Genomic DNA, 22,100 nt, shown 5'->3' on the forward strand with positions numbered 1-22,100 from the left:
ATGGATGATTTGTCAGGTTTCCCACTCAAAATCGTGGGAGAGAATAGTCCGATGGTGAGCTTCAAGAGGGTGCGCAAAGCTTATGGGTCACTGGTAGTTCTGGATGACCTTGATCTGGACGTTGCAGCCGGTGAAATGGTGTCGGTTATTGGACCGTCTGGGTCGGGCAAGACAACCGTTTTACGCATGCTGATGACGCTGGAAAAGATCAACGGCGGGGTCATCTATGTTGATGGCAAGCCGCTAACCCATATGGCGCAGGGTGATAAACTGGTGCCGGCAAGTGAGAAGCATTTGCGGGCCCGGCGCAGCGACATCGGTATGTGCTTCCAGCACTTCAACTTATTCCCGCATATGACCGCGATCCAGAACTGCATGGAAGGGCCAGTCCAGGTCCTTGGCTTGTCCAAGGGTGAAGCGCGCGACCGTGGTGAGGAACTGTTGGAGCTTGTGGGTATGGCCGACAAGAAAGACCAGCACCCATCGCGGCTGTCTGGCGGTCAGCAGCAACGTGTCGCGATTGCGCGCGCCTTGGCGATGCGCCCAAAAGTGATGCTGTTTGACGAGGTGACTTCAGCACTCGACCCTGAAGTTATCGGCGAAGTGACAAATGTCATTCGCAAACTGGTGTCAGAGCATAACCTGACGATGTTGATGGTGACGCACCAGATGGGTTTTGCCCGCGACATCTCTGATCGTGTTTGTTTCTTTTACGGCGGCAAGATTGAAGAGCAAGGACCTCCGGCCGAGTTGTTCGGAAACCCGAGACGCGAGCGCACACAACAATTCCTGAGCGCGGTCAAAGAAGCCGTCTGATCTTCTGTTGCCACTTTCGGAGGAAGTTCCAATGTTCAAATCCGGTGATCAGGTCACTTCAAAGGCCTGGAAGCCAATTCTGGACAACGGTCGCCATGATCGTGCCCAGATTGGATTTATCCTGATGTCGACAGATCTTGCCAGTGAGCAGGACTTTTTCGACATGGCACCGCCGGGTGTTGGCATTCACATCACCCGGCTGAAGACCGATGACTACACCACCCGTGAAACACTTGCGCAGCACATTGAACACATGGCCGACGCCGCATCTCGGCTGCAGCCAAATATGAAGCCCGAAGTAATCAGCTATGGTTGCACAAGCGGGTCCATCGTCAATGGCGAACAACCCGTTTTTGATGCAATCGTTCGAGGCGCGCCCTGGGCACAGCCCATGTGTATTGTCACAGGTGTCGTTGATGCCTTGCGGGCTGTGGGCGCGCGCAAACTAGTGGTTGGCACACCCTATCTGGACGAAATCAACACCGCCGAGGCAGAGTTCCTTGTTCAAAAAGGATTTGATATCGTTGATATTCAGGGCCTCAATCTGGAAACGGGGATTGAGTTTGGACAGGTCTCCCCCGCTTATTGGAAAGAATTTGCAATTCAGATTGATCAGGCTGATGCCGACGCGGTCTTTCTTTCCTGCGGTGGTATCCGCGCCCTGGAAGTGGCTGAAGAGATCGAGCAAATTATCGGCAAGCCCGTTATCACTTCCAATCAGGCCCAATTCTGGAGTTGCCTGCGGCGGGCGGGGATTCCTGACAAGCTATCTGGCTTTGGTCAGCTGTTCCAACACCCCGGCACAGAGCTTTTGCCCTAGTAGCCATCTGCCTTGTGCCCGAAGAACACTTTGGTGATGTCTTCGCTTACGTCCCAAGTCACTCTTTTGCCGTCATAAACGAACACAGTGTCACCCGGGCCGAGGTCAATAGTTTTGCCAGTGTCGTGCTGAATGAGGCGGCATCGTCCGAACAAAACGGTCATCAGTTCATCCCCTTGTTCAGTGCATTCAAACGCTCCTTTGGTACAGCGCCAGATCCCACATCGGGTTGTATGCCCCGGACCGCCAACATCAATGCGGCCATAGATTTTTGGCGCACCATGGGTGATCACATAGTCGCTTTCCGGGGCGTCGAATGGCCAGTATTCAAGTGGCCCAACATCATCTCCGGGTTTGTATTTTGACATTTATGTGCCTCCGCGGGTCTGAATTTACTCGATCACGCGGCCTCATGGCCTTCCATAATCATGTTGAATATTGCCTGATCAGTCACGCCTTCCGACCCGATCAACAATACACGTGACGTCGATGCCAAACCAAGTTTTTCAGCAAGTGATGTATCCGCCATCGCAGCGATCAAGGCAGCCAGTCCCGCAACGGCGCTTTCCCCTGCTTCGATTGCCGTATCGTTGCCAGGCGGTTTGGCCAACAATCGTACTGCCGGGGCAACCAGCGCCTCGGGGATCGTCAGATAATCGGTAGCTTCCTCTGAGAGGATTTCCCACGCCAGACCCGATGGTTCGCCACAGGACAACCCGGCCATCAGTGTTTCCTCTGCAATGTCAACTTTGGTCGCCGCACCGATCTTTGCGCTTTCAAACAGGCAAGCGGCAAGCTCGGGCTCAACAATGATCGGCCGAGGGGAGGCTTCGCCCCAATACTGCCGCAGTGCCGCAATCACCCCGGCTGCCAGCCCACCAACACCGCCCTGCAAAAACACATGGGTCGGCGCCTGATCCAGCGCATCGCAGACTTCCTGAACCATGACGCCATAACCGCACATCACGTCGCGCGGGGGCAACGAATAGCCAGGCCAGGAAGTGTCAGAGACTACGAACCAACCGTTGTCTTCGGCTTCCGTCTTCGCAAGCAGGACCGACTCGTCATAGCCCCCTTCAATCCGAACCACCTCAGCCCCCAGATCGCGCATGGCAGCGGCGCGACCTTCGCTGACTTCAGCATGAACATAGATGCGGCAGCGCACGCCAAAGCGTTTGCAGCCCCAGGCAAGCGATCGTCCATGGTTGCCATCGGTCGCAGACACAAGCGTAATCGCCGCGCATTCTTCGGCGTATGTCCCGTGTCTGATATCGGCAAGGGACACATCCTTGCCGAAGCGCTTGGAAATCTCGCGCTGCAGAACCCTCAGAGCTGCATAGGACCCACCCAATGCCTTGAAGCTGCCAAGCCCAAAGCGTGGGCCTTCGTCTTTGTAAAGGATCTCACCGACGCCGATCGCGGCCGCGATCGCGGAAAGAGAGACCAGCGGGGTTGGTGCATAGCCATCCCATGCAGTAATTTCCCGGTTAGCGGTCGCGAAACTCTCAGCTGTAAGGACGCGATGCGCGGCATCTCCATTGGTCAGCTTTGCGGCGACATGCCGAATGGGCGCTTTGGGAAGTACATTAGTCATCACGTGGTCTTTCGTTTTGGCAGGCGGTCCTTCACAAGCTGCGCCCAAAGAGCAGCACCAATAGGAAGGAGTGCATCGTTGAAATCATAGTCCGCAGCGTGCAGCGGTTGGCTAAAAGGTGGCTTGGTGCCATTTCCAAGAAGCAGGAAACATCCTGGAACCGCCGCGCAGAAATGGGCGAAGTCTTCGGAAAAACTCATGGGAGGTCGATCGCCGATCACCTTCAGGCCAGCGTTTCTTGCGGTCTGAACCACGGCCTCGGTCGGCTCCTGAGAATTGATGGTTTCGATGAATTCCGTGTTGAATGTCGTATCGGCGCGCGCACCATGGGCGGCTGCAACGCCATCGGCGATTTGACGCATGAAGCGTTCGACGTCTTTCCGGTCTTGTGGCAATCGGGTTCGAACGTCGCCTTTCAAAATCGCGGTACCCGGCAAGACGTTGCGTTGTCCGTCTGTGAGGAACTCGGTCACAGACACGACGGCCCCGGTACTGGGTGCCAGTTTCCGCGAAACGATGGTTTGCAACGCCTGTACCATTTCGGCGCCAACCGTAATCGCATCGACACCGACCTGCGGCATGGAGGCATGCCCCCCTTGGCCTGTGATTTCGATTTCAAACAGGCTCTCACTCGCGCAGATTTGGCCTGCGCGGGTTGACACCTCGCCCAATGGCGCGCCGGGCAGGTTGTGAATGGCGTAGACTTCGTCCAGTGGAAACTGTTCCAGGATGCCGTCATCAATCATCGCCCGTGCGCCCAGCCCATGTTCTTCGTTAGGTTGGAAGATAAAGACAACCTTACCGTCAAAATCAGGGTTTCTGGTCAATAGTTCAGCAGCCCCCAAAAGCATCGTGATATGTCCGTCGTGGCCACAAGCATGCATCACACCGGCGTTTTGCGAAACATAGTCATGAGTGCTGATTTCCTGGATCGGAAGAGCATCCAGGTCAGCGCGCAGGCCGATGGTGCGATTGCCGCGGCCAGATTGCAAAACGCCGATAACTCCGCTGCCTTCGTGCACTTCAACGCCGAGCGCGCACAGACAGCGGACGACCTTGGCCTTGGTGCGCACTTCGTCAAAGCCGACCTCAGGATCACGATGAAAGGACCGTCGCAGGTCAGTTAAACTGTTCTGAAAGGCACTCATCTTCGTCTCTTTTTTGTTTCCGCGCAATACTAGGCTGTATGAGCGGAAGTTATTATCAAAAGATCGCTTACCGGTGATGAAATTCTTCGCAGTTTTTCGATTTCGCAACGCTTTCCAGAAGCTGGCCTGCGGGTCCCTGTGATTCTGCCTTTGGCGTTTATTTGAGGCGGTCGGAAAGTGGTGTCGGACGGTGCAAAACGAGGGGATGCCGCCGGAATAAACTGCAAAATCATACTATGCGTGCAAGCCTCGAATTCTGCGCGATCGCAATCAATTTCGTCACGCTCAGGCGACAAATTGCGCTTTTTTCTCTTGAATCACGGCTACCCTGACGAGGGCTATTCCAACAAGACAGGGGAAGACGAGATGATTCCAGGGCTGGAAACCACGATCACGCATCAAGAGAGCTATGATCGCAATGTTGAAAGCTTGCACAGCCTTGGGCTTGTACTGCCGCGGATATCCGATTTGGCTGATCCTCCTGGAAGACTTGCTGGAAAAATGGCTGAAATCACAGACGCGGATCCGGATTCACCAGATGCACGCAACCTCTTCCGTGTGCACTGGCATAATGGGGCAGACCGCCGCAGTCTGGTGTCGGTGCCAGAGCACATCGTCCTCCCAGACACTCTGACAGGTGTGAAAGCGAAGATCGTTGTCGCCTTGGGCAATCGGTTCCCGATGATCAACACGCATAAAGTTCTGGCGGCGTATGGCTGCCTAATCCCGCGCTTGATGTCGGGCGCTTTTGACGCCACCCGGCACCGGGCTGTCTGGCCCTCGACCGGCAACTACTGCCGTGGAGGTGTTGCGATTGCCACCCTGCTGGGCTGCCGGTCGGTGGCCGTTCTACCTGAAGGGATGAGCCAGGAACGGTTTCATTGGCTAAACCGCTGGTTGGCCGACCCAAACGATATTTACCGCACGCCCGGAACAGAAAGTAACGTCAAGGAGATTTATGATGCATGCCACGAATTGGCAAAAGACGCTGAGAACCTGATCCTCAACCAATTTGGCGAATACGGGAACTATGTCATTCACCGTGCTGTGACGGGACCGGCTCTGCAGCGAATTTTCGATCACGTGAATGCAGATGGCACGAAGACCGCGCGTGCCTTTATCGCCGCGACCGGCTCCGCCGGAACACTGGCGGCGGGGGACCATCTGAAGCAGGCGCTTGGCACCCAGACGGGCGTGATCGAGGCGCTGCAATGCCCAACGTTGCTGTATAACGGATACGGAGAGCACAACATCCAAGGCATCGGCGACAAACATGTCCCCCTGATCCACAACGTGATGGCGTCTGATTTTGTTATCGGGGTGTCTGATGCCACTTGTGATGATCTGAACCTTGTTTTCAACACGCCAGCAGGCCGCGCCTATCTGTCTCAGCATCGGGGTTTGGCCCAGGAACGGATTGCGCAGCTGGGTGATCTTGGCCTGTCGTCCATCGCGAACATCATCGGGGCGATCAAGTACGCCAAGTTCAACGATCTTGGCGCGGATGATGTGGTGTTGACTGTCGCGACAGATGGCGCGGATATGTATCACACCGAGATGGCCGCTGCCGAGGATCGGCACTTTGGCGGGCGCCTTAGCGAGGTGCAGGCGGCAGAGGCATTTGGTCAACATATTCTCGGCGCCAGCATCGACCACATGCAAGAGCTTGGCCGTTTTGACCGCGAACGCATTTTCAACCTTGCCTACTATACTTGGGTCGAGCAGCAGGGCACCTCGCTGGAAGCCTTCGACCGCCGCCGCGACCCGTCGTTCTGGGACGGGTTGATGGAACTGGTGCCGGTTTGGGACGGTATGATTGACCGGTTCAATGCCGCGTAAGACATCTGTCGAAGACATGCCGTTGACCGCCGCGCATTGGGGCGTTCACCGGGCAGAGGTAAAGGAAGGCAAGCTTTGCGCCCTGCATCCGTTTGAGCAAGACCCTAATCCTTCTCCGATCGCCAGTGGCTATCTGGGTGTGTTGGATGATGCCCTGCGGATCGATGCGCCAATGGTGCGCAAGAGCTGGCTTGAAAACGGGCCCGGCAGCGCGACCCACAAGCGCGGCCACGAACCATTTGTTCAGGTCACGTGGGATGAGGCAGAGACGCTTGTCGCCGATGAGCTGAAGCGCGTCAAATCAGCGTATGGGAATGAAGCGATCTATGGCGGTTCGTACGGGTGGTCAGGCGCGGGCCGGTTTCACCACGCGCAAAGTCAGCTCCACAGGTTTCTGAATTGCATAGGTGGCTACACAAAGTCCGTGAACACATATTCCCTAGCAGCTGGCGAGGTGATCCTATCGCACATTCTGGGCGATCCGGCGACGCTCATCCATAATCCGCCAAGCTGGCAGTCAGTGGTTGAAAGCAGTGAGTTGCTGGTAGCTTTCGGAGGAATGCCCCTGCGCAACAGCCAGATCAGCTCCGGTGGAACCGGCGCGCATCGTGCGCGTACCGCGCTTTCAGAGGCCCAGAACAACGGTGTATCCTTTGTCAACATCTCGCCCATCCGCAGTGATGTGGCCGCTGACCTGAACGCGGAGTGGATAGCTGTGCGACCAGGTAGTGATGTGGCACTGATGCTGGCCATTGCCCATGAGTTGCTTAAGAACAGCTGGCATGACCGGGCTTTTCTCGACCGCTATACAACTGGTTTTGACACCTTTGCCCGATATGTGACCGGTCAATCAGATGGAGTCGTGAAATCTGCAGCGTGGGCGGCTGATATCGCGCATGTTCCGACCCAAAAAATCAAGGATCTTGCCTCGCGTATGGCAAAGTCGCGCACTCTTATCTCGGTGAGTTGGTCATTGACCCGGCAAGAGAATGGCGAACAACCGTTTTGGATGGCCACGACGCTGGCCGCCATGTTGGGTCAGATTGGTTTGCCCGGTGCCGGCATCGCCTTTGGTTACTGCGCCTCCAATTCCATCGGGATGGAGCGGAGACCCGTAAAATTCGCCTCGCTTGCTCAGGGCCCCAACCCGGTCAAAAGCTTCATTCCAGTGGCCCGGATCAGTGATATGTTGTTGAACCCCGGCGGCACATTCCAGTTCAACGGTCAGACGCACAGATATCCGGAAATCAAACTCGTTTACTGGGCGGGTGGCAATCCGTTTCATCATCACCAGGACCTGACGAAACTGGAACGGGCCTGGCAACGGCCCGATACGATCATTGCCCACGAGTGGTGTTGGAACGCACTGGCTAAGCGGTCGGATATCGTCCTGCCATGTACAACGCAGTTGGAACGCCGAGACCTCATGATTACACCGCGCGATCCTTATGTTGTTGCGATGGAGGCAGTCGTTCCGCCCTATGCGCAAGCGCGCGACGACTACACCATTCTGTCGAATATTAGCCGACGCCTCGGTGCAGAACAGTCTTTTACAGAAGGTCGAAGTTGCGAAGACTGGCTGCGTTGGCTCTATGAGGAAAGCCGTGAAAAGGCTGCGACATTTGACATCACGCTGCCGGATTACGAGGAGTTTTCCGCCAAGGGGTGGCACTACATAGCTCCGAACCAACCGGGCAGCGGTGCCTTAGCCGAATATCGTAGGGATCCTGAGGCAGCACCACTCAGAACTTCATCCCGGCGGATCGAGATTTTTAGCAAGAATATCATTGGTTTTGGCAGCGTCGATGTTCTGCCGCACCCGGCGTGGTATCCGCCGAGCGAGTGGCTTGGAAACGCTGCCGGTCCGCACACCTTTCACCTGATATCAGGGCAACCTGCAGAAAAGCTGCACTCTCAATTGGATCATGGACCCGAAAGCAGGGCGGCGAAGGTAATGGGTCGGACCCCTGTTAACCTCAATCCGTCGGATGCGAAGGCGCTTGGAATTGTCGATGGTGATCTACTTCGGGTATTTAATGATCGCGGTGCATGTTTGGCGAACGCGCGACTCGATGTGTCATTAATGCAAGGCTGTGTGGCGATAAGTACCGGAGCATGGCTTGATGTCGAACGGCAGGCAGATGGAACACTGATTTGCCGCAACGGCAACCCCAATACCCTTACCCGCGACCAAGGCACCTCAGAACTCGCGCAGGGGCCCACCGCGCACAGTTGCTTAGTTGGTATCGAGAAGTTCTTGGGCCAAACAGGACCAACTAAAGCTTACTCACCACCAGAAATTGAACGGGGTAAGGCAGGAAAAACATAAAATTTTCCTTTTGTTTGAAAGCGCGCAAGTGAAGCATTGGATCAGCAAGTTGCGCTAGCCATCCAACGCACCCAAGTCTGGTTGTTGGCCAACGCGCACAGGTCGTAAACACACTGCCTCAGCATTCTCAGGGAGTTCGGATTTACTCTGGCTTTGAGGTAGGTGCGGCCGAAGTAATCTGCCATCCACAAACATAAGATGGACCCTACATCGTCAGGCAAGGCCAGTTTTTGAGGAATTCCACCAGAGCCTGAGTCGACGAATTGAAAGTCTACCTCGAGTTATAAACTCCGAGGGCCGATTTATCAGTTTCGCAGAACCGGACATTGGCTGCGCTACAGAGAGAATTGCAAAATGGGCATACAGCTAACCTCAGAGGCAACGCAGCATCCTGTCATATTCTGCATCAGTCAAAACGTCGAGTTGTCGTTATGGGAGGGCATGGCGGGTCGGTGGATCAGTCATGAAAGCACCAGACTTACCTTCCATTCGGGCATTGCGCCCTGCTTGGAACAAAGGACGTATCGTCGGCCAAAAGCGACCGCTCAAGCCGAAGCATGTCTGGGCAATCCGCGTTCGCCTGGAACTCGCCGAGAACCATCGCGACCTCGCACTGTTCAACATGACGATCGACAGCAAGCTGCGGGGTTGCGACTTGTGAAGATGAAGGTCGTCGACGTCATTGCATCAGGTCAGATTAAGGAACGCGCGTCCGCCGCGGCAACGCTTGGCGGGATCGAGGTCGCTCAAATGATCCGAAAGGGCCAGCTCAAGCCAGGAATCTGTCCTTTCAAGAAATTCGCTGAACTGGCTGCCTAATTTCGGTGTGATAGAAAGAACAACTGCCCGCGTTCAGAACTTTGCAACAAAGCCCATTCAGGTTGTTTACAAACCCACAATGGCACATTGAGGTCAGCGGGATGCCTACACCTTCAGAACCAATAAAACCGTCTCGGTTAATGTTCGTCTTCAATCGGGGATTCGCGAACGCGGTACTCGACAAAGCGGGAAGCGCGCATTTTGATGGGGTGGCTCACACGCGCCCGGTATAGCGGTTTAAAGCCGGTAGGCAGGTGGTCGTCGCCCTTGTTTTCAATCGGACGCAGCTCCACAAGCGAACCGAGTGGCTGCCCAAGTTCCTTATGTTTGTTCTTGCCTTTGTCGTGAAATGCGCTGGTTTGGACAATGTCGAACTCTTTGCTTTGACGGTTCAACATGCCAAAGGTCATTCCTACGCCGCCATCTTTTACAATTCGATCCCAAGTCGGGTGGCTTTGCCAATCGTGTTTGGTGCCGTCGCTGTTCTTTTTTGTCCCTATCCAAGTAGCCACCGGGGCTTTCGTAGGAAAATTCGTAGTAATCTCTGACCCGATCTCCAAAAAGAAGAATACGACCTTTAGTCGATGTTTTCATCCTACCCCTCAAACCAAAACATACTGCAAAATCGACTTGTACCAAATTGGCCCCTCATGCGGACCGAACCTACGCACCACGTGTTAATGATGGTAAGCATGCACGTTTTTTAAAAAATATAGCTGTTGATCAGATTGGGGCCGTTGCATTAGTTGCATAGTACCAGCCTATGGCTGCGCGGATGCGCTGGACTATGCTGCGCAGAAGAAGCAGCTGATGAACCGGATCTCCTTGGAACACTTGGTCGTTCGTGACGGATGTGGCAAAAACTTGAGCCTCATCATCGTCGTCAACTTTCTCCTTATCAAAGTCACTTTTACAGCCAAGCGTCGGGAGCCTTCAGGACGTCGGAACAAACCTGCCGCTACGAAATTCTTCCTCGAATGCTTGAATGCAATGGTCCTCCACGAAAGATCGTCATCGACAAGAGCAGTGCGAACACGGCTGGCATCAAAGCCATAAACAAGATGCTGAAAGGCTTTGGCTGCCCGATCCCAATCGAGATGGTCAGGCGGAAGTATCTGAATAACATCGCGGAACAGGACCATCGCTTCATCAAGAGACGCACTCGACCGATGCTAGGGTTCAAGGCCTTCGCTTCAGCGGCGGCAACACTGGACGGAATCGAAGTGGCGCACATGATCCGCAAAGGTCAACCCACGCCCAGAATCTGTCCGTTTCGTCAATTTGCAGAACTGGCGGCATAGGCCGCGGGTTCGGTGCAAACTCTTTGCTCAGTCAGAAACTTCGCAACAGATCCCGGCATAGCCTTCCATCGAGGCACGGCTGATAATGATCGCTACATCTGTGTCGCCAGTGAGCAGCCTCATCTGACTGTTCCAAGTTGATTGTTAGTGCATCATTGGGCTGTGATCCATCGAGATGATGGTTTCGGGCGCAGTCGGGCGGTAGTCCAGAGCACTAAGCAGTTGTTTGGTGTTTGGCGAACACATAGGCAATCATCGGCGGAGATTTGTCTTGATCAGATTTATGCAGCGGCTTCCAGTTTGCGTGGTCAGCTACGAAGCTGTAGCTCTATGGAAGGAACAATGTTTGAACTTCTCACTTCCGAATGATTATCACTTTCGTGAAGTGATCATTTGTTAACGGACTTCCCAGGCAGATCGTGTCCGGTGACATCTGGGCTTGACTGCCGCACTCGCCAAAAGCCCGCTCAATCCGATCCAACATGCATTTCTGGTCGAATTCAAGCCGCAGACACCCACAAGTTTTCATTGTTTCGGAATTTTCCTGAGATCTCAATAAAATAGCGGGTATTCTATAGAACCCCACCGGCGATGGATCATCAATCGTGCATGACAAGCGGTGTGCGATACTTTGTATTGCCAGGTAGAAACATGTCACATGTATTGCGCGCCCTATTCCACAGGCGAAGATCCAAACACGGCGTAGATGTTTCCGTATTTGTCTTCTGCTCGCTCTGGCATATCCTCGCGATGGTTGATACCCGAGTAGTGGCATATCAAAGACTTCCGCATCATCCCTGGCTGATTTGCCTGTGTCCCGCGATGCATCAATCTTCCATGCCAAATCAGAACATCACCGCGCTTGGCGATGAACTTTGCCGAAGGCTGAGCTCGGCGCTCGATCTCGTTCTCCACCGCAGGAACAACAAATTTTTCCGACTTATTGGGCCAATTGCTCCAGTCTTTCAGCTCTTCTGCGGTCATGTAGTTGCGTACTTTTTCACCACGCAGCAAAGGCCATTTGTGCGATCCGGGGATATACTCGAAGGGCCCAGCATCCGGGTGAATATCATCCAGTGCAATCCAGACCGCAGCATACCAGGAATTTACAAATGACGGGTTTAAGTAGTCATCCTGATGCCAATCTCTCTCGGTGCTGACCCAACCCGTCAATGCGAGATGCAACAACATATCTTCACCGATCAAGTGCTTCATATGATCCATCAAAGGCGAATAGAGGGCTAACTCCCGCAATTCAGGTACGTGCTCGTACGGTGTTGGCGAAACCCACCCACCCGGTTGATCGAGCTTCTCACGGCGCGCAATATAGGCGTCTATCAGATTGTCGGGTAAAAAACCGGGCAATATGTTCACTCCCGAGTTCCGCCATTCTTTTTGGTGCTCCGTAAGATCACTAGTATTCGTATCAGGCCGGTCTAGAGCGGGTATCAGCAACGGATCCGGCATGTCTGAAAGTTCCGTGAACGAAGGATGTTTGGCGACCAGCCCGTAGTTGCGTGGATTCTTAGAGCTCTGTGGTTTTTTCCAAAATTTTTTCATTCAAAATTGCTCGTTCTTCAGAGTTGAATTTGCTGCAGTGGAACATCTAATAAGCGAGTTATTGAAAGTAAACTGCTTGCTTGGATGACAGACGCTGCATATGTCGGTCTGGGTGTATTGTCGCAAACTCGTAGTAAGCCAAAGAGTATCATATCGCCTGGAGACAGTTATCCAACGTGCGCCGCCAACGGCGCGAAGCCATCGCCCTCCAGTTCGAACTGGTTTTTTGGCTCTGTCGCAAACTTTACCCGCGCATTGCACCGCCGGGTGGAATGATCCAATGGGTGGTTGTACTTTGACAATGTTTTGGAATGCCCAATGATCGACTTCAAAGGTGCGCACTACCCACGATCGCTGATCCTGTTCGCTCGAAATATCTCAACAACATGATCGAACAAGACTACCGTTTCATCAAAGGATCTGTTGCAAACTTTTGACTGTTGACGCTCATAAGTGCTTCGAGTGAATGGAAATCGAAAGTCTGTTTTTATGATCTCTTTCAAAGGCGCGCAGTATCCGAAAGATGTGATCCTCTTCGCAGTGTTCTTCTATGTCCGATACGGTGTGTCATATCGCGATCTAGAAGAGATCATGCATGAGCGAGGCGTTGCAGTGGATCACACGACGCTTAACCGCTGGGTGACGCGGTATGCAGGCGCGATCGCTGAGGCTGCGCGTCGCCGCAAAAGATCCTGCGACCGTTCTTGGAGAATGGACGAGACTTACATCAAGGCGAAAGGCGCGTGGGTTTACCTCTATCGAGCTGTCGACAAGCACGGCAAGACGCTTGACTTCATGCTTTCGCAGCGTCGAAACAAACCCGCCGCCACCAAATTCTTCGCCCGGATGCTGGAGGTCAACGGCCTTCCAAGAAAGATTGTCATCGACAAAAGCGGAGCTAACACGGCTGGCATCAACGCCACAAATAAGATGCTGAAAGGCTTTGGCTGCCCGATCCCCTTTGAAATGGTCAGGCGGAAATACTTGAACAACATAGTGGAACAGGATCACCGTTTCATCAAAAGACGAACCCGTCCGATGCTCGGCTTCAAGACTTTTGCTTCGGCTTCGGCGACTCTCGCAGGCATCAAAGTCGCGCACATGATCCGTAAAGGCCAGTTCACACCAGGGCTCTGCCCGTTTCGTCAATTCTCCGAGTTGGCAATCTGAACCTGAAGCCATCGCAGTTCTGTTTGGGTGACCTAAAACTTTGCAACGAAACCCGATGGATGGGCCCGTCGCGGGGAAGACCCTCCTGGTGCAGGGTGGCGCGGGTGCTGTTGGAAACTAAGCGATCCAGATCGCAAAACTGAAAGGCGCGAAAGTCATTGCAACCGTCAGCTCGCCGGAGAAGGGAAAGCCCGCGACGCAAGTCGGGGCAGATCAGATCATCAACTATCGCGACGAAGATGTGGTGGAGCGGGTCCGGGAGATCACATCGGGAGCAGGTGTGGACCACGTGGTCGAGGTCAACTTTGGTGCCAGTGCAATGCAATTGCCAGGTTTGATCAAGAACGGGGGATTTGTTGCGGCATATTGCTCAAATGCGTTCGAAGGAAAGTTTCCGATGGTTGGAGCCGTCATCCAACAGGTGCGACTTGGTTTCTTCATCGTCTTCATGTTGCCGCGTGACGTGTTGGACAAAGCCATCGCCGAGCTGGGCGGAATGTTGGAGGCAGATCAGATCAGTGCGCCAATCCACGCAAGATTTCCCTTAGACCAAATCGCGCAAGCGCATGATGCGGTTGATGAAAAACCACCACCGGAAATGTTGTGATCGTATTTTGACGATGTTCGAAGCGGCCCAATCCGGACCTTGGACTGACACTCAAGATGCTTCGATCGCAGCCCGCTTAGCGATCGTTCGCTGCGTTAGCAAAATGAAGGAGTTGGCGAACTAGCATTCTGCGGACGAAGGTGACATTCGCTGCATGACGCCTGAACTGGCCGGGAAGGCCACAGAGTAGCCGTTCGCTGCAGTTACGGCACAGGACCTCAGCGACGGCGGCAATGCGCAGATAGTGACCTTTGCAAAGCCAAGCGCTTTGACGCCGGTTACGTTAGGTCACAGCCCTCAAAATGCTGCGGTGCAGTCCGTGTTTCCGGATATTCGTCGCGCTTGCGAAGCCATTGGATAGGTGAATTCACGCAACGCGGACAATCTGCCGTTGGTGTGTTCTGCTCGAACAACCGCTTTGTGAGCTTTGCAAGACTAAAACGCCTTGGAAGGATCGCAAAATCTCGCAGCGAGTATAAGGCAATGTGGGAATCGCTTATAGTGCGGACACTTATCTAGATTCTGAGAATCGCGGTTCTCCTCGAAGCTACGTAGATTTATTTATCGGTACGGGAAGCATGATTTTTGTGGTTTGTTTTGGGTTCGCTAGAGTAATAGGTTCTTGAAGCGCTGTTTTTGGGGAGAGTTGCTGTTCTCTAAAAGTCCCGGGTCGCTTGCGTTTGACAACTAGGCAACCCGTTGAATGATTGACATGCATTCACAGTTGGTATGCTATCAACAACCATACCGTTCACAGAATTTTGCGGCAAAGTATCGTGAATTCAATGCAGCTAAACGACTGCAATATGGGAGAAAATAATGAAAAAACAAATGCTCGCGCTTGCGCTGTTGATGACTACGACGTCGTTGGCCAATGCAGAAACCTTGCGTTGGGCGCGCTCGGGGGATGCTTTGACGCTTGACCCGCATTCGCAAAACGAAGGGCCCACGCATACCGTGCGCCACCAGATGTATGAACCTCTGATTATCCGCGATACGTCCGGCGCCTTCGAACCCGCACTGGCCACGGATTGGGCTCCCAACGAGAGTGATCCGAATGTCTGGGTGTTCAATCTGCGTCAAGGTGTGAAGTTCCATGACGGCGCCGATTTCACTGCGGAAGACGTGGTTTTCAGCATCAATCGCGCTAAACAGCCGAACTCGGACATGAAAGAGCTGATCAATTCGATCGTCGAGGTGCGCGCGGTCGATGACCATACGGTCGAGATCGTAACCGATGGTCCGAACCCGATCCTGCCTGCGAACCTGACGGATCTGTTCATCATGGACAAAGGATGGACCGAGGTGAACAACGCAGTTGACGTTCAGGATTTTGAGGGTGGCGAGATCACCTTTGCGACGACTAATGTGAACGGCACCGGCCCCTACAAACTGGTTAGCCGTGAGCCCGACGTTAAAACTGTGATGGAGCGGAACGAGGATTATTGGGGTCGTGATCAGTTCCCGATGGCGATCAGCGAAATCATCTATACACCGATCCAGAACGATGCCACCCGCGTTGCTGCGATGCTGTCGGGTGAGGTGAATTTCCTTCAGGATATGCCGGTGCAGGATCTGGACCGGGTGAATGCCGTGGATGGGCTGGTCGTCAAACAAGCGCCGCAGAACCGGGTAATCTTTTTTGGCATGAACCAGGGCGGGGACGATATCGAAGCGGATAACGTCGACGGCAAGAACCCGCTGGCCGATGTGCGCGTGCGTCAGGCGATGTCGCAGGCGATCAACCGGGATGCCATCAAACAGGTGGTCATGCGCGGGCAGTCGCAACCTGCCGGGATGATCGCACCACCCTTCGTCAACGGCTGGACGGCCGAGATGGACGGTGAAAGCAGCACGGATGTTGAAGGCGCGAAAGCTTTGTTGGCCGAGGCGGGCTATCCTGACGGTTTCTCGATCCGGCTGGATTGCCCCAATGACCGCTACATCAACGACGAAGGCATCTGTCAGGCCGCGGTCGGGATGCTGGGTCAGATCGGTATTACGGTGAATCTTGATGCCAAGCCCAAGGCGCAGCATTTCCCGCTGATCACAGATGGCAAGACCGATTTCTACATGCTGGGCTGGGGTGTTCCGACCTATGATTCGGAATACATCTTCAACTTCCTGGTTCATGGCCGCGAAAGCGATATCGGCACTTGGAACGGCACCGGCTTCGACAATGATGACCTGGATGCCAAGATCAAATCGCTGGCCTCGAACACAGACCTGATTGCCCGCGATCAAGCCATCGCCGAGATCTGGCGTGTGGTACAGGACGAACAGCTGTACATCCCGATCCACCATCAGGTGCTGAACTGGGGCATGGCCGAAAATCTGGACATCAATGTTGATCCCGAGGATCAGCCAATGGTCAAGCATTTCGGCCTGAACTAACCCAAGTCGCCAGGCCCTGGCCTGCGGGGCCTGGCACCAAAAAGTGGGAGCTATCATGAAACGTCTGACCACTGCCGCGTTGTTGAGCGCGCTTGCCCTACCCGTCGCAGCAGAAGAGTTCACATTTGCCGTCACAACTGACCCGCAAACGATGGACCCGCATGCGGTCAATTCTGCGCCTGTTCTGGGGTTTCTGAACAACATCTACGAAGGGCTTGTCCGTCGGGGCAAGGATATGACCATCGAACCGGCACTGGCCACCAGTTGGGAGACCATTGATGGCGGTGCAGGCTGGCGATTCAAACTGCGCGAAGGTGTGACGTTTCACGACGGGGCCGAATTCAATGCTGATGACGTGATCTTTTCGTATCAGCGGGCCTCGGACGAAAGCTCGGACACGCGCAGCTGGTTTGCTCCGGTCAGCGAGGTGGTGAAGGTTGACGACTATACCGTCGATGTGATGACCACCGCGCCGAATCCGATCTTCCCGGACAGCATTGCCAACTGGATGATCATGGACAGCGGCTGGGCCGAGGCAAATGAGGCCGCGCTTCCTGACAAAGAGGCGGGAAACTACGCCACCCTTAATGCAAATGGTACCGGAGCGTTCCGCGTCACCGCGCGCGAGCCGGGTTTGCGCACAGTGTTAGAGCCTTTCGACAGCTGGTGGGATGAGGCAGAGCACAACCTGACCCGTGCCGAACTGGTTCCGATTCAGAACCCGGCAACCGCGCTGGCGGCGTTGTTGTCCGGTGATGTGGATTTCATCAACCCGGTCCCCATTCAGGACGTCGCCCGGCTGCAAGGCAATCCAGATGTAAAAGTCATTCAGGGGATTGAAGCGCGGGTTATCATGCTGGGCTTTGACCTGAAAGAAGGCGCAAGCGAGGCCGGCCAGGGTGGTTCCGACGTGTTCCGTGATCCGCGAACCCGCGAGGCGGTGGCCAAGGCAGTCAACGTTCCGGCCATCTTGCAAACCATCATGCGCGGCAATGCCGAAGTGGCCAGCCAGTTGGTCAGCCCAGCGATGCGCGGCTATTCGGCAGCCAGTGCAGACCCTTACGCCTACGACCCCGACGGAGCCAAGGCGCTGCTGACCGAGGCCGGGGCGGAAGGGGCAGAGGTCAGCTTCAAGTGTTCGAACAATCGCTATCTGAACGACGAAGCCGTCTGCCAGGCGATCACCGCCATGCTGACGCAGGCCGGATTGAACGTGACACTGGATGCAATGCCGGTACAGAACTACTGGCCGGAACTGCGGGCCGATAACTTCGATATGTATCTGCTGGGTTGGTCGCCCGGAACGTTTGACGCTGAACATCCCGTGCGCTTTCTCGCTTCGACCCCCAATGAGGAAAAGAAGCTGGGTTCGTGGAATTTCGGCGGATATTCCAACACGCGCGTGGATGAATTGTTGCCGATGATCCAGTCCGAGATTGATGAGGCCAAACGTCAGGCGATGCTGGATGAGGTCGCAGGTATCCTGCAAGACGAGGTGGCATATGTGCCCCTTTACGTTCAGCCGCTCGTCTGGGGGGCACGCAGCAATATCGAGTTGACACAACGGCCCGACAATTTCTTCCTTCTGCGCTGGGTGTCGGTCAACTAAATGCTGTCATACATCATCAGGCGCGTGGCCCAGTCGGCGCTGGTTCTGTTCGTCGTGGGCCTTGTCGCCTTTTCCATGTTCCGCTTTGTCGGTGACCCGATTGACAACATGTTGGGGCAGGAACGGACCATGGAAGACGTGGAACGTCTGCGCGGCCAGCTGGGCCTCGATCAGCCGTTCCCGGTACAATATGTGAAATTCCTGCAAGAGGCAGTGCAGGGCAATTTCGGTGTCAGCTTCCGTCAGGGACGTCCGGTGGCCGAGATTCTGGCCGAACGCGCCCCCGCCACGCTGGAATTGGCGATGGTGTCGGCTGTGTTCGCCATTGTGCTGGGCATCGCTCTGGGCGTTTTCACCGCCATCCGAAGGGGCGGATTCGCGGCGAACTTCATCATGTCGGCCTCGCTGATCGGGGTGTCCCTGCCGACGTTCCTGATCGGCATTCTGTTGATCTACATCTTCTCGGTCGAATTGGGATGGCTGCCCAGTTTCGGGCGGGGTGAGGTCGTGGATCTGGGTTGGTGGAACACCGGTTTCCTGACGGCCAGCGGGCTTAAAGCCTTGATCCTACCCTCGATCACGCTGGGACTGTACCAAATGACCCTGATCATGCGGCTGGTGCGTTCTGAGATGCTGGAGGTACTGCGGCAAGACTATATCCGCTTTGCCCGCGCCCGCGGTCTAAGTGACCGAACCATCAACTTCCGCCATGCGCTGAAAAACACCATGGTCCCCGTCATCACCATTATCGGTCTGCAACTGGGGGCTATCATCGCCTTCGCCATCATCACCGAGACGGTGTTCCAGTGGCCGGGTCTTGGCCTTCTGTTCATCAACGCAATCCAGTTCGTGGATATTCCTGTTATGGCAGCTTACCTGATGATGATTTCGGTCATCTTCGTCACCATCAACCTTGCGGTCGACATCCTCTATGCCTTTATCGACCCGCGCCTGAGGGTCAGCGCATGAACCGTGTAAGACGCATTCTGGACAGCGACCAGTTTTACGCCTTTCGCCGGTCGCCAGTGGCTATGGTCTCGGCCACGGTAGCGTTGGTTTTGATTCTCGCCACCATCCTGGCACCGCTGATTGCGCCGACGAACCCATTCGACCCCTCAAGTCTCAACCTGATGAACGGTTTCACCCCACCGATGGCGCCGAACGCCTTTACCGGTGAAAGCTTTCTGATGGGCACAGACGATCAGGGGCGTGATGTGTTCTCGACAATCCTCTACGGAATGCGGATCTCACTGTTCGTTGGGGTGGCGGCTGTTCTGTTCGCGATGGTTCTGGGGATCACTCTGGGCCTTCTGTCAGGGTATTTCGGCGGCTGGACGGAAACGATCATCATGCGCACAGCCGATGTGCAGCTGACCTTCCCGTCGATCCTTCTGGCCATGCTGATCTTTGGCATTGCCAAGGGGATCACGCCCATTGAGTACCGTGACCAGATGGCGATCTGGGTGTTGATCCTTGCCATCGGTCTGTCTGATTGGGTGCAGTTCGCCCGGGTTGTCCGGGGTGCAACGCTGGTCGAGAAGAACAAGGATTACGTCGCCGCCGCGCGCATCATCGGGCAAAGCCCGCTGACCATCATGTTGCGCCACATCCTGCCCAATGTGCTGTCGCCGGTGCTGGTGATTGCCACCATCTCGCTGGCGCTGGCGATCATTGCTGAGGCGACGCTTAGCTTTCTGGGTGTTGGCGCGCCGCCGACACAGCCCTCGCTGGGGACACTCATCCGCATCGGTCAGGGCTTCCTGTTCTCGGGCGAGTGGTGGATTCTGTTCTTCCCAGCCTGCACCCTGCTGGCGCTGGCGCTGAGTGTGAACCTGCTGGGCGACTGGCTGCGCGACGTACTGAACCCGAGGCTGAAATGACCGATCCCGTTTTGTCGATCCGCAATCTGACGGTAGAAATCCCCACCCGCCACGGCATCTTCAAGCCAGTGGAACATGTGACCTATGACCTGCACCCCGGTGAAATCCGGGGGGTTGTTGGGGAAAGCGGCGCGGGTAAGTCCATGACCGGCAATGCCGTGATCGGCCTGCTAGACCCCCCGGCCCATGTGTCCGAGGGGGAGGTCTGGCTGAACGGCCGCCGCATCGACGAACTGGACGCCGAGGACAAGCGCAGGATTCGTGGCAAAGAGATCGGGATGATCTTCCAGGACCCGCTGACCTCTCTGAACCCGCTGTTTACTGTCGGTGAGCAGTTGGTCGAGACGATCCAGTTGCACCTTGGCCTGGCTGCGTCAGAGGCGAGGAAACGCGCCATTGCGCTGTTGGACCGGGTATCGATTCCGGACCCGGCAGATCGGTTCAATCAGTACCCCCACCAGTTTTCCGGCGGGATGCGCCAAAGGGTCGTGATCGCGTTGGCCCTGTGTACCGAACCCAGTGTGCTGATTGCAGATGAGCCCACCACGGCGCTGGACGTATCCGTTCAGGCGCAGGTGCTGGATCTGATCAAAGAGCTTGCCAAAGAGCGCCAGGTCGGTGTCATCCTTGTGACGCATGACATGGGCGTAATTGCCGACACCACTGATACGGTCACCGTGATGTATTCCGGCCACGTGGTCGAAAGCGGAACCACCGATCAAATCCTCGGTGCGCCCACGCATGACTATACCAAATCCCTGATCGCCGCCGTGCCGCGCCCGCATACCAAGGTCGAACGCTTCCCAATGGTCAGCTATGGTGAACGTGAAAGAACCTTCAAGATCGACGATCTAGCGGCGCATTGGGACAAGACCAACTTGTCCAAAACTGGCAAGCTGCTGGAAGTCGAGAACATCACCAAGACCTTCTTGCAGAAAGGCGGGCTGCTGCCGTCGCAACGTCAGTATTTCACAGCCGTCGATCAGGTGAGTTTCGATATTCGCGACGGCGAGGTTTTTGGCCTAGTCGGCGAAAGCGGGTCCGGGAAATCCACTGTCGCGCGGATGATCGGCACGCTCTACCCGTTGGATAGTGGTCGCGTGATCTTTGATGGCGAGGACGTTACGGCGATGGGCACGGATGCTCTGCAAGCCTATCGCCGGCAGATTCAAATGATCTTTCAGGATCCGTTTTCAAGCCTCAATCCCCGTATGAGGGTCGGGGATCTTGTGGCCGAGCCGATCCATCACCACCAAATTCTTTCAAAGGCCCAAATCGGCCCGCGCGTACGCGAGTTATTGGACTGGGTTGGTTTGGCAAAGGACGCGTGGCGCAAATACCCCCATGAGTTCTCTGGGGGGCAGCGCCAACGTATATGCATCGCCCGCGCACTTGCAACGCAGCCGCGGTTTTTGATCTGCGACGAACCAACAAGTGCGCTGGACGTCTCGATTCAGGCGCAAATCCTGAACATCCTCAAAGATCTGCAGGATCACCTCGGCTTGACAATGCTCTTCATCAGTCACGATCTTCCGGTCGTACGTCAGATGTGTGACCGGGTCGGCGTGATGCGCCAGGGAAAGCTGGTTGAGGTGCAGGAAACGGACTCGTTGTTCGCAACTCCAGAGCATCCGTACACAAGGGAACTTTTGGATTTGATGCCCCGGTTAAAGCAGTTGGCGTAATCTTACCGACTTAGTCTTGCATCGGTTTTTTCAGAAGAAATCATTTGAGAGGTGAAGTCGCAAGCAATCAACGGTAGTTAAAACACAGACACTTTCCTGATACGGTTCCGTCGCAAAGCATCGGGTTGATCCTGTAAACCTAAGACTGTCTCAGGTTCCGATTACAAAACTGGGGTACTCTGGCGAAACCGACGGACTCTGCGCGTGAGTTGACCTTCGGGATTCATGTTCGCAAACTCAATTCCGCCCGACGTGGCCACTTCTGAAGCCAGGGCTTTCGCACTCAACCTACCGAACCCCAACGTAGCAACCCTTTCTTCTGCTGTCTCCGCGAATGACCGCTATGCAGGCTACGAATGCAGAGTATAGACCGAATACCGCAAGCCAGCTAAGAGCTGCATTGGATTTCGGCTTTCAGCGCTTTACCCTTGTTTGTGTATCGCGCAGAATCCTGGGGTCGTGGGCTCGCAGCCGACTTTAGATCGATCGGAACATGTTGCAGGACAGGTCGAACTCCCTCAGCAAGGAA

General features: G+C 55.0%; 16 protein-coding genes and 2 pseudogenes. 13 read left to right on the forward strand and 5 right to left on the reverse strand.

Annotation, left to right across the window (positions count from 1 at the left end):
* Positions 1–816, forward strand: a complete 816-nt coding sequence (ehuA, locus tag Q1B21_RS21150) for an ectoine/hydroxyectoine ABC transporter ATP-binding protein EhuA (protein ID WP_299892894.1) — start codon at positions 1–3, stop codon at positions 814–816.
* Between the two features lie 31 nt (positions 817–847).
* Positions 848–1,636, forward strand: coding sequence for an arylmalonate decarboxylase (locus Q1B21_RS21155; protein WP_299892896.1), 789 nt, complete (start codon positions 848–850; stop codon positions 1,634–1,636).
* Here the strand turns inward: Q1B21_RS21155 and Q1B21_RS21160 are convergent.
* From Q1B21_RS21160 to Q1B21_RS21170, 3 genes are read right to left on the reverse strand one after another with little or no spacing between them, the layout of a single operon-like run.
* Positions 1,633–2,004, reverse strand: a complete 372-nt coding sequence (locus Q1B21_RS21160; protein WP_299892897.1) for a cupin domain-containing protein — start codon at positions 2,002–2,004, stop codon at positions 1,633–1,635. The genes Q1B21_RS21155 and Q1B21_RS21160 overlap by 4 nt on opposite strands.
* Positions 2,005–2,036: 32 nt before the next feature.
* The gene (locus tag Q1B21_RS21165) at positions 2,037–3,230 is read right to left on the reverse strand and encodes a diaminopropionate ammonia-lyase (RefSeq protein WP_299892899.1); all 1,194 of its coding nucleotides are present in this window, start codon (positions 3,228–3,230) and stop codon (positions 2,037–2,039) included.
* Positions 3,230–4,378, reverse strand: a complete 1,149-nt coding sequence (locus Q1B21_RS21170; RefSeq protein WP_299892901.1) for an amidohydrolase — start codon at positions 4,376–4,378, stop codon at positions 3,230–3,232. Before Q1B21_RS21170 ends, Q1B21_RS21165 begins: the two co-directional genes overlap by 1 nt.
* Positions 4,379–4,675: 297 nt before the next feature.
* Between Q1B21_RS21170 and Q1B21_RS21175 the strand changes: the two genes are divergently transcribed.
* The 3 genes and pseudogenes from Q1B21_RS21175 to Q1B21_RS21185 form a co-directional block, all read left to right on the forward strand.
* Positions 4,676–6,217 (forward strand): pyridoxal-phosphate dependent enzyme, encoded by a 1,542-nt coding sequence (locus tag Q1B21_RS21175; RefSeq protein ID WP_299892903.1) that lies wholly within the window; start codon positions 4,676–4,678, stop codon positions 6,215–6,217.
* Positions 6,207–8,546 carry a molybdopterin-dependent oxidoreductase gene (locus tag Q1B21_RS21180; RefSeq protein WP_299892905.1) on the forward strand — a complete coding sequence of 780 codons (2,340 nt, stop codon included), beginning with the start codon at positions 6,207–6,209 and terminating at the stop codon, positions 8,544–8,546. The genes Q1B21_RS21175 and Q1B21_RS21180 overlap by 11 nt, the downstream gene beginning before the upstream one ends.
* Positions 8,547–9,009: 463 nt before the next feature.
* Positions 9,010–9,260 (forward strand): annotated as a pseudogene (locus tag Q1B21_RS21185) (integrase); the annotation flags it as partial.
* Positions 9,261–9,502: 242 nt separating this feature from the next.
* Here Q1B21_RS21185 and Q1B21_RS21195 read toward each other — a convergent pair.
* Positions 9,503–9,925 (reverse strand): hypothetical protein, encoded by a 423-nt coding sequence (locus Q1B21_RS21195; RefSeq protein WP_299892909.1) that lies wholly within the window; start codon positions 9,923–9,925, stop codon positions 9,503–9,505.
* Positions 9,926–10,298: 373 nt separating this feature from the next.
* Here Q1B21_RS21195 and Q1B21_RS21200 point away from each other — a divergent pair.
* A pseudogene (locus tag Q1B21_RS21200) lies at positions 10,299–10,666 on the forward strand (DDE-type integrase/transposase/recombinase); the annotation flags it as partial.
* 672 nt (positions 10,667–11,338) lie between these two features.
* Here the strand turns inward: Q1B21_RS21200 and Q1B21_RS21205 are convergent.
* Positions 11,339–12,226 (reverse strand): phytanoyl-CoA dioxygenase family protein, encoded by an 888-nt coding sequence (locus tag Q1B21_RS21205; RefSeq protein WP_299892911.1) that lies wholly within the window; start codon positions 12,224–12,226, stop codon positions 11,339–11,341.
* A 489-nt stretch (positions 12,227–12,715) separates the two neighbouring features.
* Between Q1B21_RS21205 and Q1B21_RS21210 the strand changes: the two genes are divergently transcribed.
* From Q1B21_RS21210 to Q1B21_RS21240, 7 genes are all read left to right on the forward strand, one after another.
* Positions 12,716–13,396 carry an IS6 family transposase gene (locus tag Q1B21_RS21210; RefSeq protein WP_299892912.1) on the forward strand — a complete coding sequence of 227 codons (681 nt, stop codon included), beginning with the start codon at positions 12,716–12,718 and terminating at the stop codon, positions 13,394–13,396.
* 130 nt (positions 13,397–13,526) lie between these two features.
* Positions 13,527–14,003 carry a zinc-binding dehydrogenase gene (locus tag Q1B21_RS21215; RefSeq protein WP_299892934.1) on the forward strand — a complete coding sequence of 159 codons (477 nt, stop codon included), beginning with the start codon at positions 13,527–13,529 and terminating at the stop codon, positions 14,001–14,003.
* Positions 14,004–14,822: 819 nt separating this feature from the next.
* On the forward strand, positions 14,823–16,397 hold the full coding sequence (locus Q1B21_RS21220) for an ABC transporter substrate-binding protein (protein ID WP_299892914.1): 1,575 nt from the start codon (positions 14,823–14,825) through the stop codon (positions 16,395–16,397).
* Positions 16,398–16,452: 55 nt separating this feature from the next.
* Positions 16,453–18,006, forward strand: coding sequence for an ABC transporter substrate-binding protein (locus Q1B21_RS21225; protein WP_299892916.1), 1,554 nt, complete (start codon positions 16,453–16,455; stop codon positions 18,004–18,006).
* Positions 18,007–18,975, forward strand: a complete 969-nt coding sequence (locus Q1B21_RS21230) for an ABC transporter permease (RefSeq protein WP_299082895.1) — start codon at positions 18,007–18,009, stop codon at positions 18,973–18,975.
* Positions 18,972–19,886, forward strand: coding sequence for an ABC transporter permease (locus Q1B21_RS21235; protein ID WP_299892918.1), 915 nt, complete (start codon positions 18,972–18,974; stop codon positions 19,884–19,886). The genes Q1B21_RS21230 and Q1B21_RS21235 overlap by 4 nt, the downstream gene beginning before the upstream one ends.
* Positions 19,883–21,571, forward strand: a complete 1,689-nt coding sequence (locus Q1B21_RS21240; RefSeq protein WP_299892919.1) for an ABC transporter ATP-binding protein — start codon at positions 19,883–19,885, stop codon at positions 21,569–21,571. Before Q1B21_RS21235 ends, Q1B21_RS21240 begins: the two co-directional genes overlap by 4 nt.
* Positions 21,572–22,100 lie beyond the last annotated feature (529 nt).

It is taken from the genome of uncultured Ruegeria sp., from assembly GCF_947504215.1.
GTDB lineage: Bacteria > Pseudomonadota > Alphaproteobacteria > Rhodobacterales > Rhodobacteraceae > Ruegeria.

Coding starts and splice junctions, on each gene's coding strand:
- ehuA (WP_299892894.1), top strand. CDS start 1: ATGGATGATTTGTCAGGTTTCCCACTCAAAATCGTGGGAGAGAATAGT.
- Q1B21_RS21155 (WP_299892896.1), top strand. CDS start 848: ATGTTCAAATCCGGTGATCAGGTCACTTCAAAGGCCTGGAAGCCAATT.
- Q1B21_RS21160 (WP_299892897.1), bottom strand. CDS start 2,004: ATGTCAAAATACAAACCCGGAGATGATGTTGGGCCACTTGAATACTGG.
- Q1B21_RS21165 (WP_299892899.1), bottom strand. CDS start 3,230: ATGACTAATGTACTTCCCAAAGCGCCCATTCGGCATGTCGCCGCAAAG.
- Q1B21_RS21170 (WP_299892901.1), bottom strand. CDS start 4,378: ATGAGTGCCTTTCAGAACAGTTTAACTGACCTGCGACGGTCCTTTCAT.
- Q1B21_RS21180 (WP_299892905.1), top strand. CDS start 6,207: ATGCCGCGTAAGACATCTGTCGAAGACATGCCGTTGACCGCCGCGCAT.
- Q1B21_RS21205 (WP_299892911.1), bottom strand. CDS start 12,226: ATGAAAAAATTTTGGAAAAAACCACAGAGCTCTAAGAATCCACGCAAC.
- Q1B21_RS21210 (WP_299892912.1), top strand. CDS start 12,716: ATGATCTCTTTCAAAGGCGCGCAGTATCCGAAAGATGTGATCCTCTTC.
- Q1B21_RS21220 (WP_299892914.1), top strand. CDS start 14,823: ATGAAAAAACAAATGCTCGCGCTTGCGCTGTTGATGACTACGACGTCG.
- Q1B21_RS21225 (WP_299892916.1), top strand. CDS start 16,453: ATGAAACGTCTGACCACTGCCGCGTTGTTGAGCGCGCTTGCCCTACCC.
- Q1B21_RS21230 (WP_299082895.1), top strand. CDS start 18,007: ATGCTGTCATACATCATCAGGCGCGTGGCCCAGTCGGCGCTGGTTCTG.
- Q1B21_RS21235 (WP_299892918.1), top strand. CDS start 18,972: ATGAACCGTGTAAGACGCATTCTGGACAGCGACCAGTTTTACGCCTTT.
- Q1B21_RS21240 (WP_299892919.1), top strand. CDS start 19,883: ATGACCGATCCCGTTTTGTCGATCCGCAATCTGACGGTAGAAATCCCC.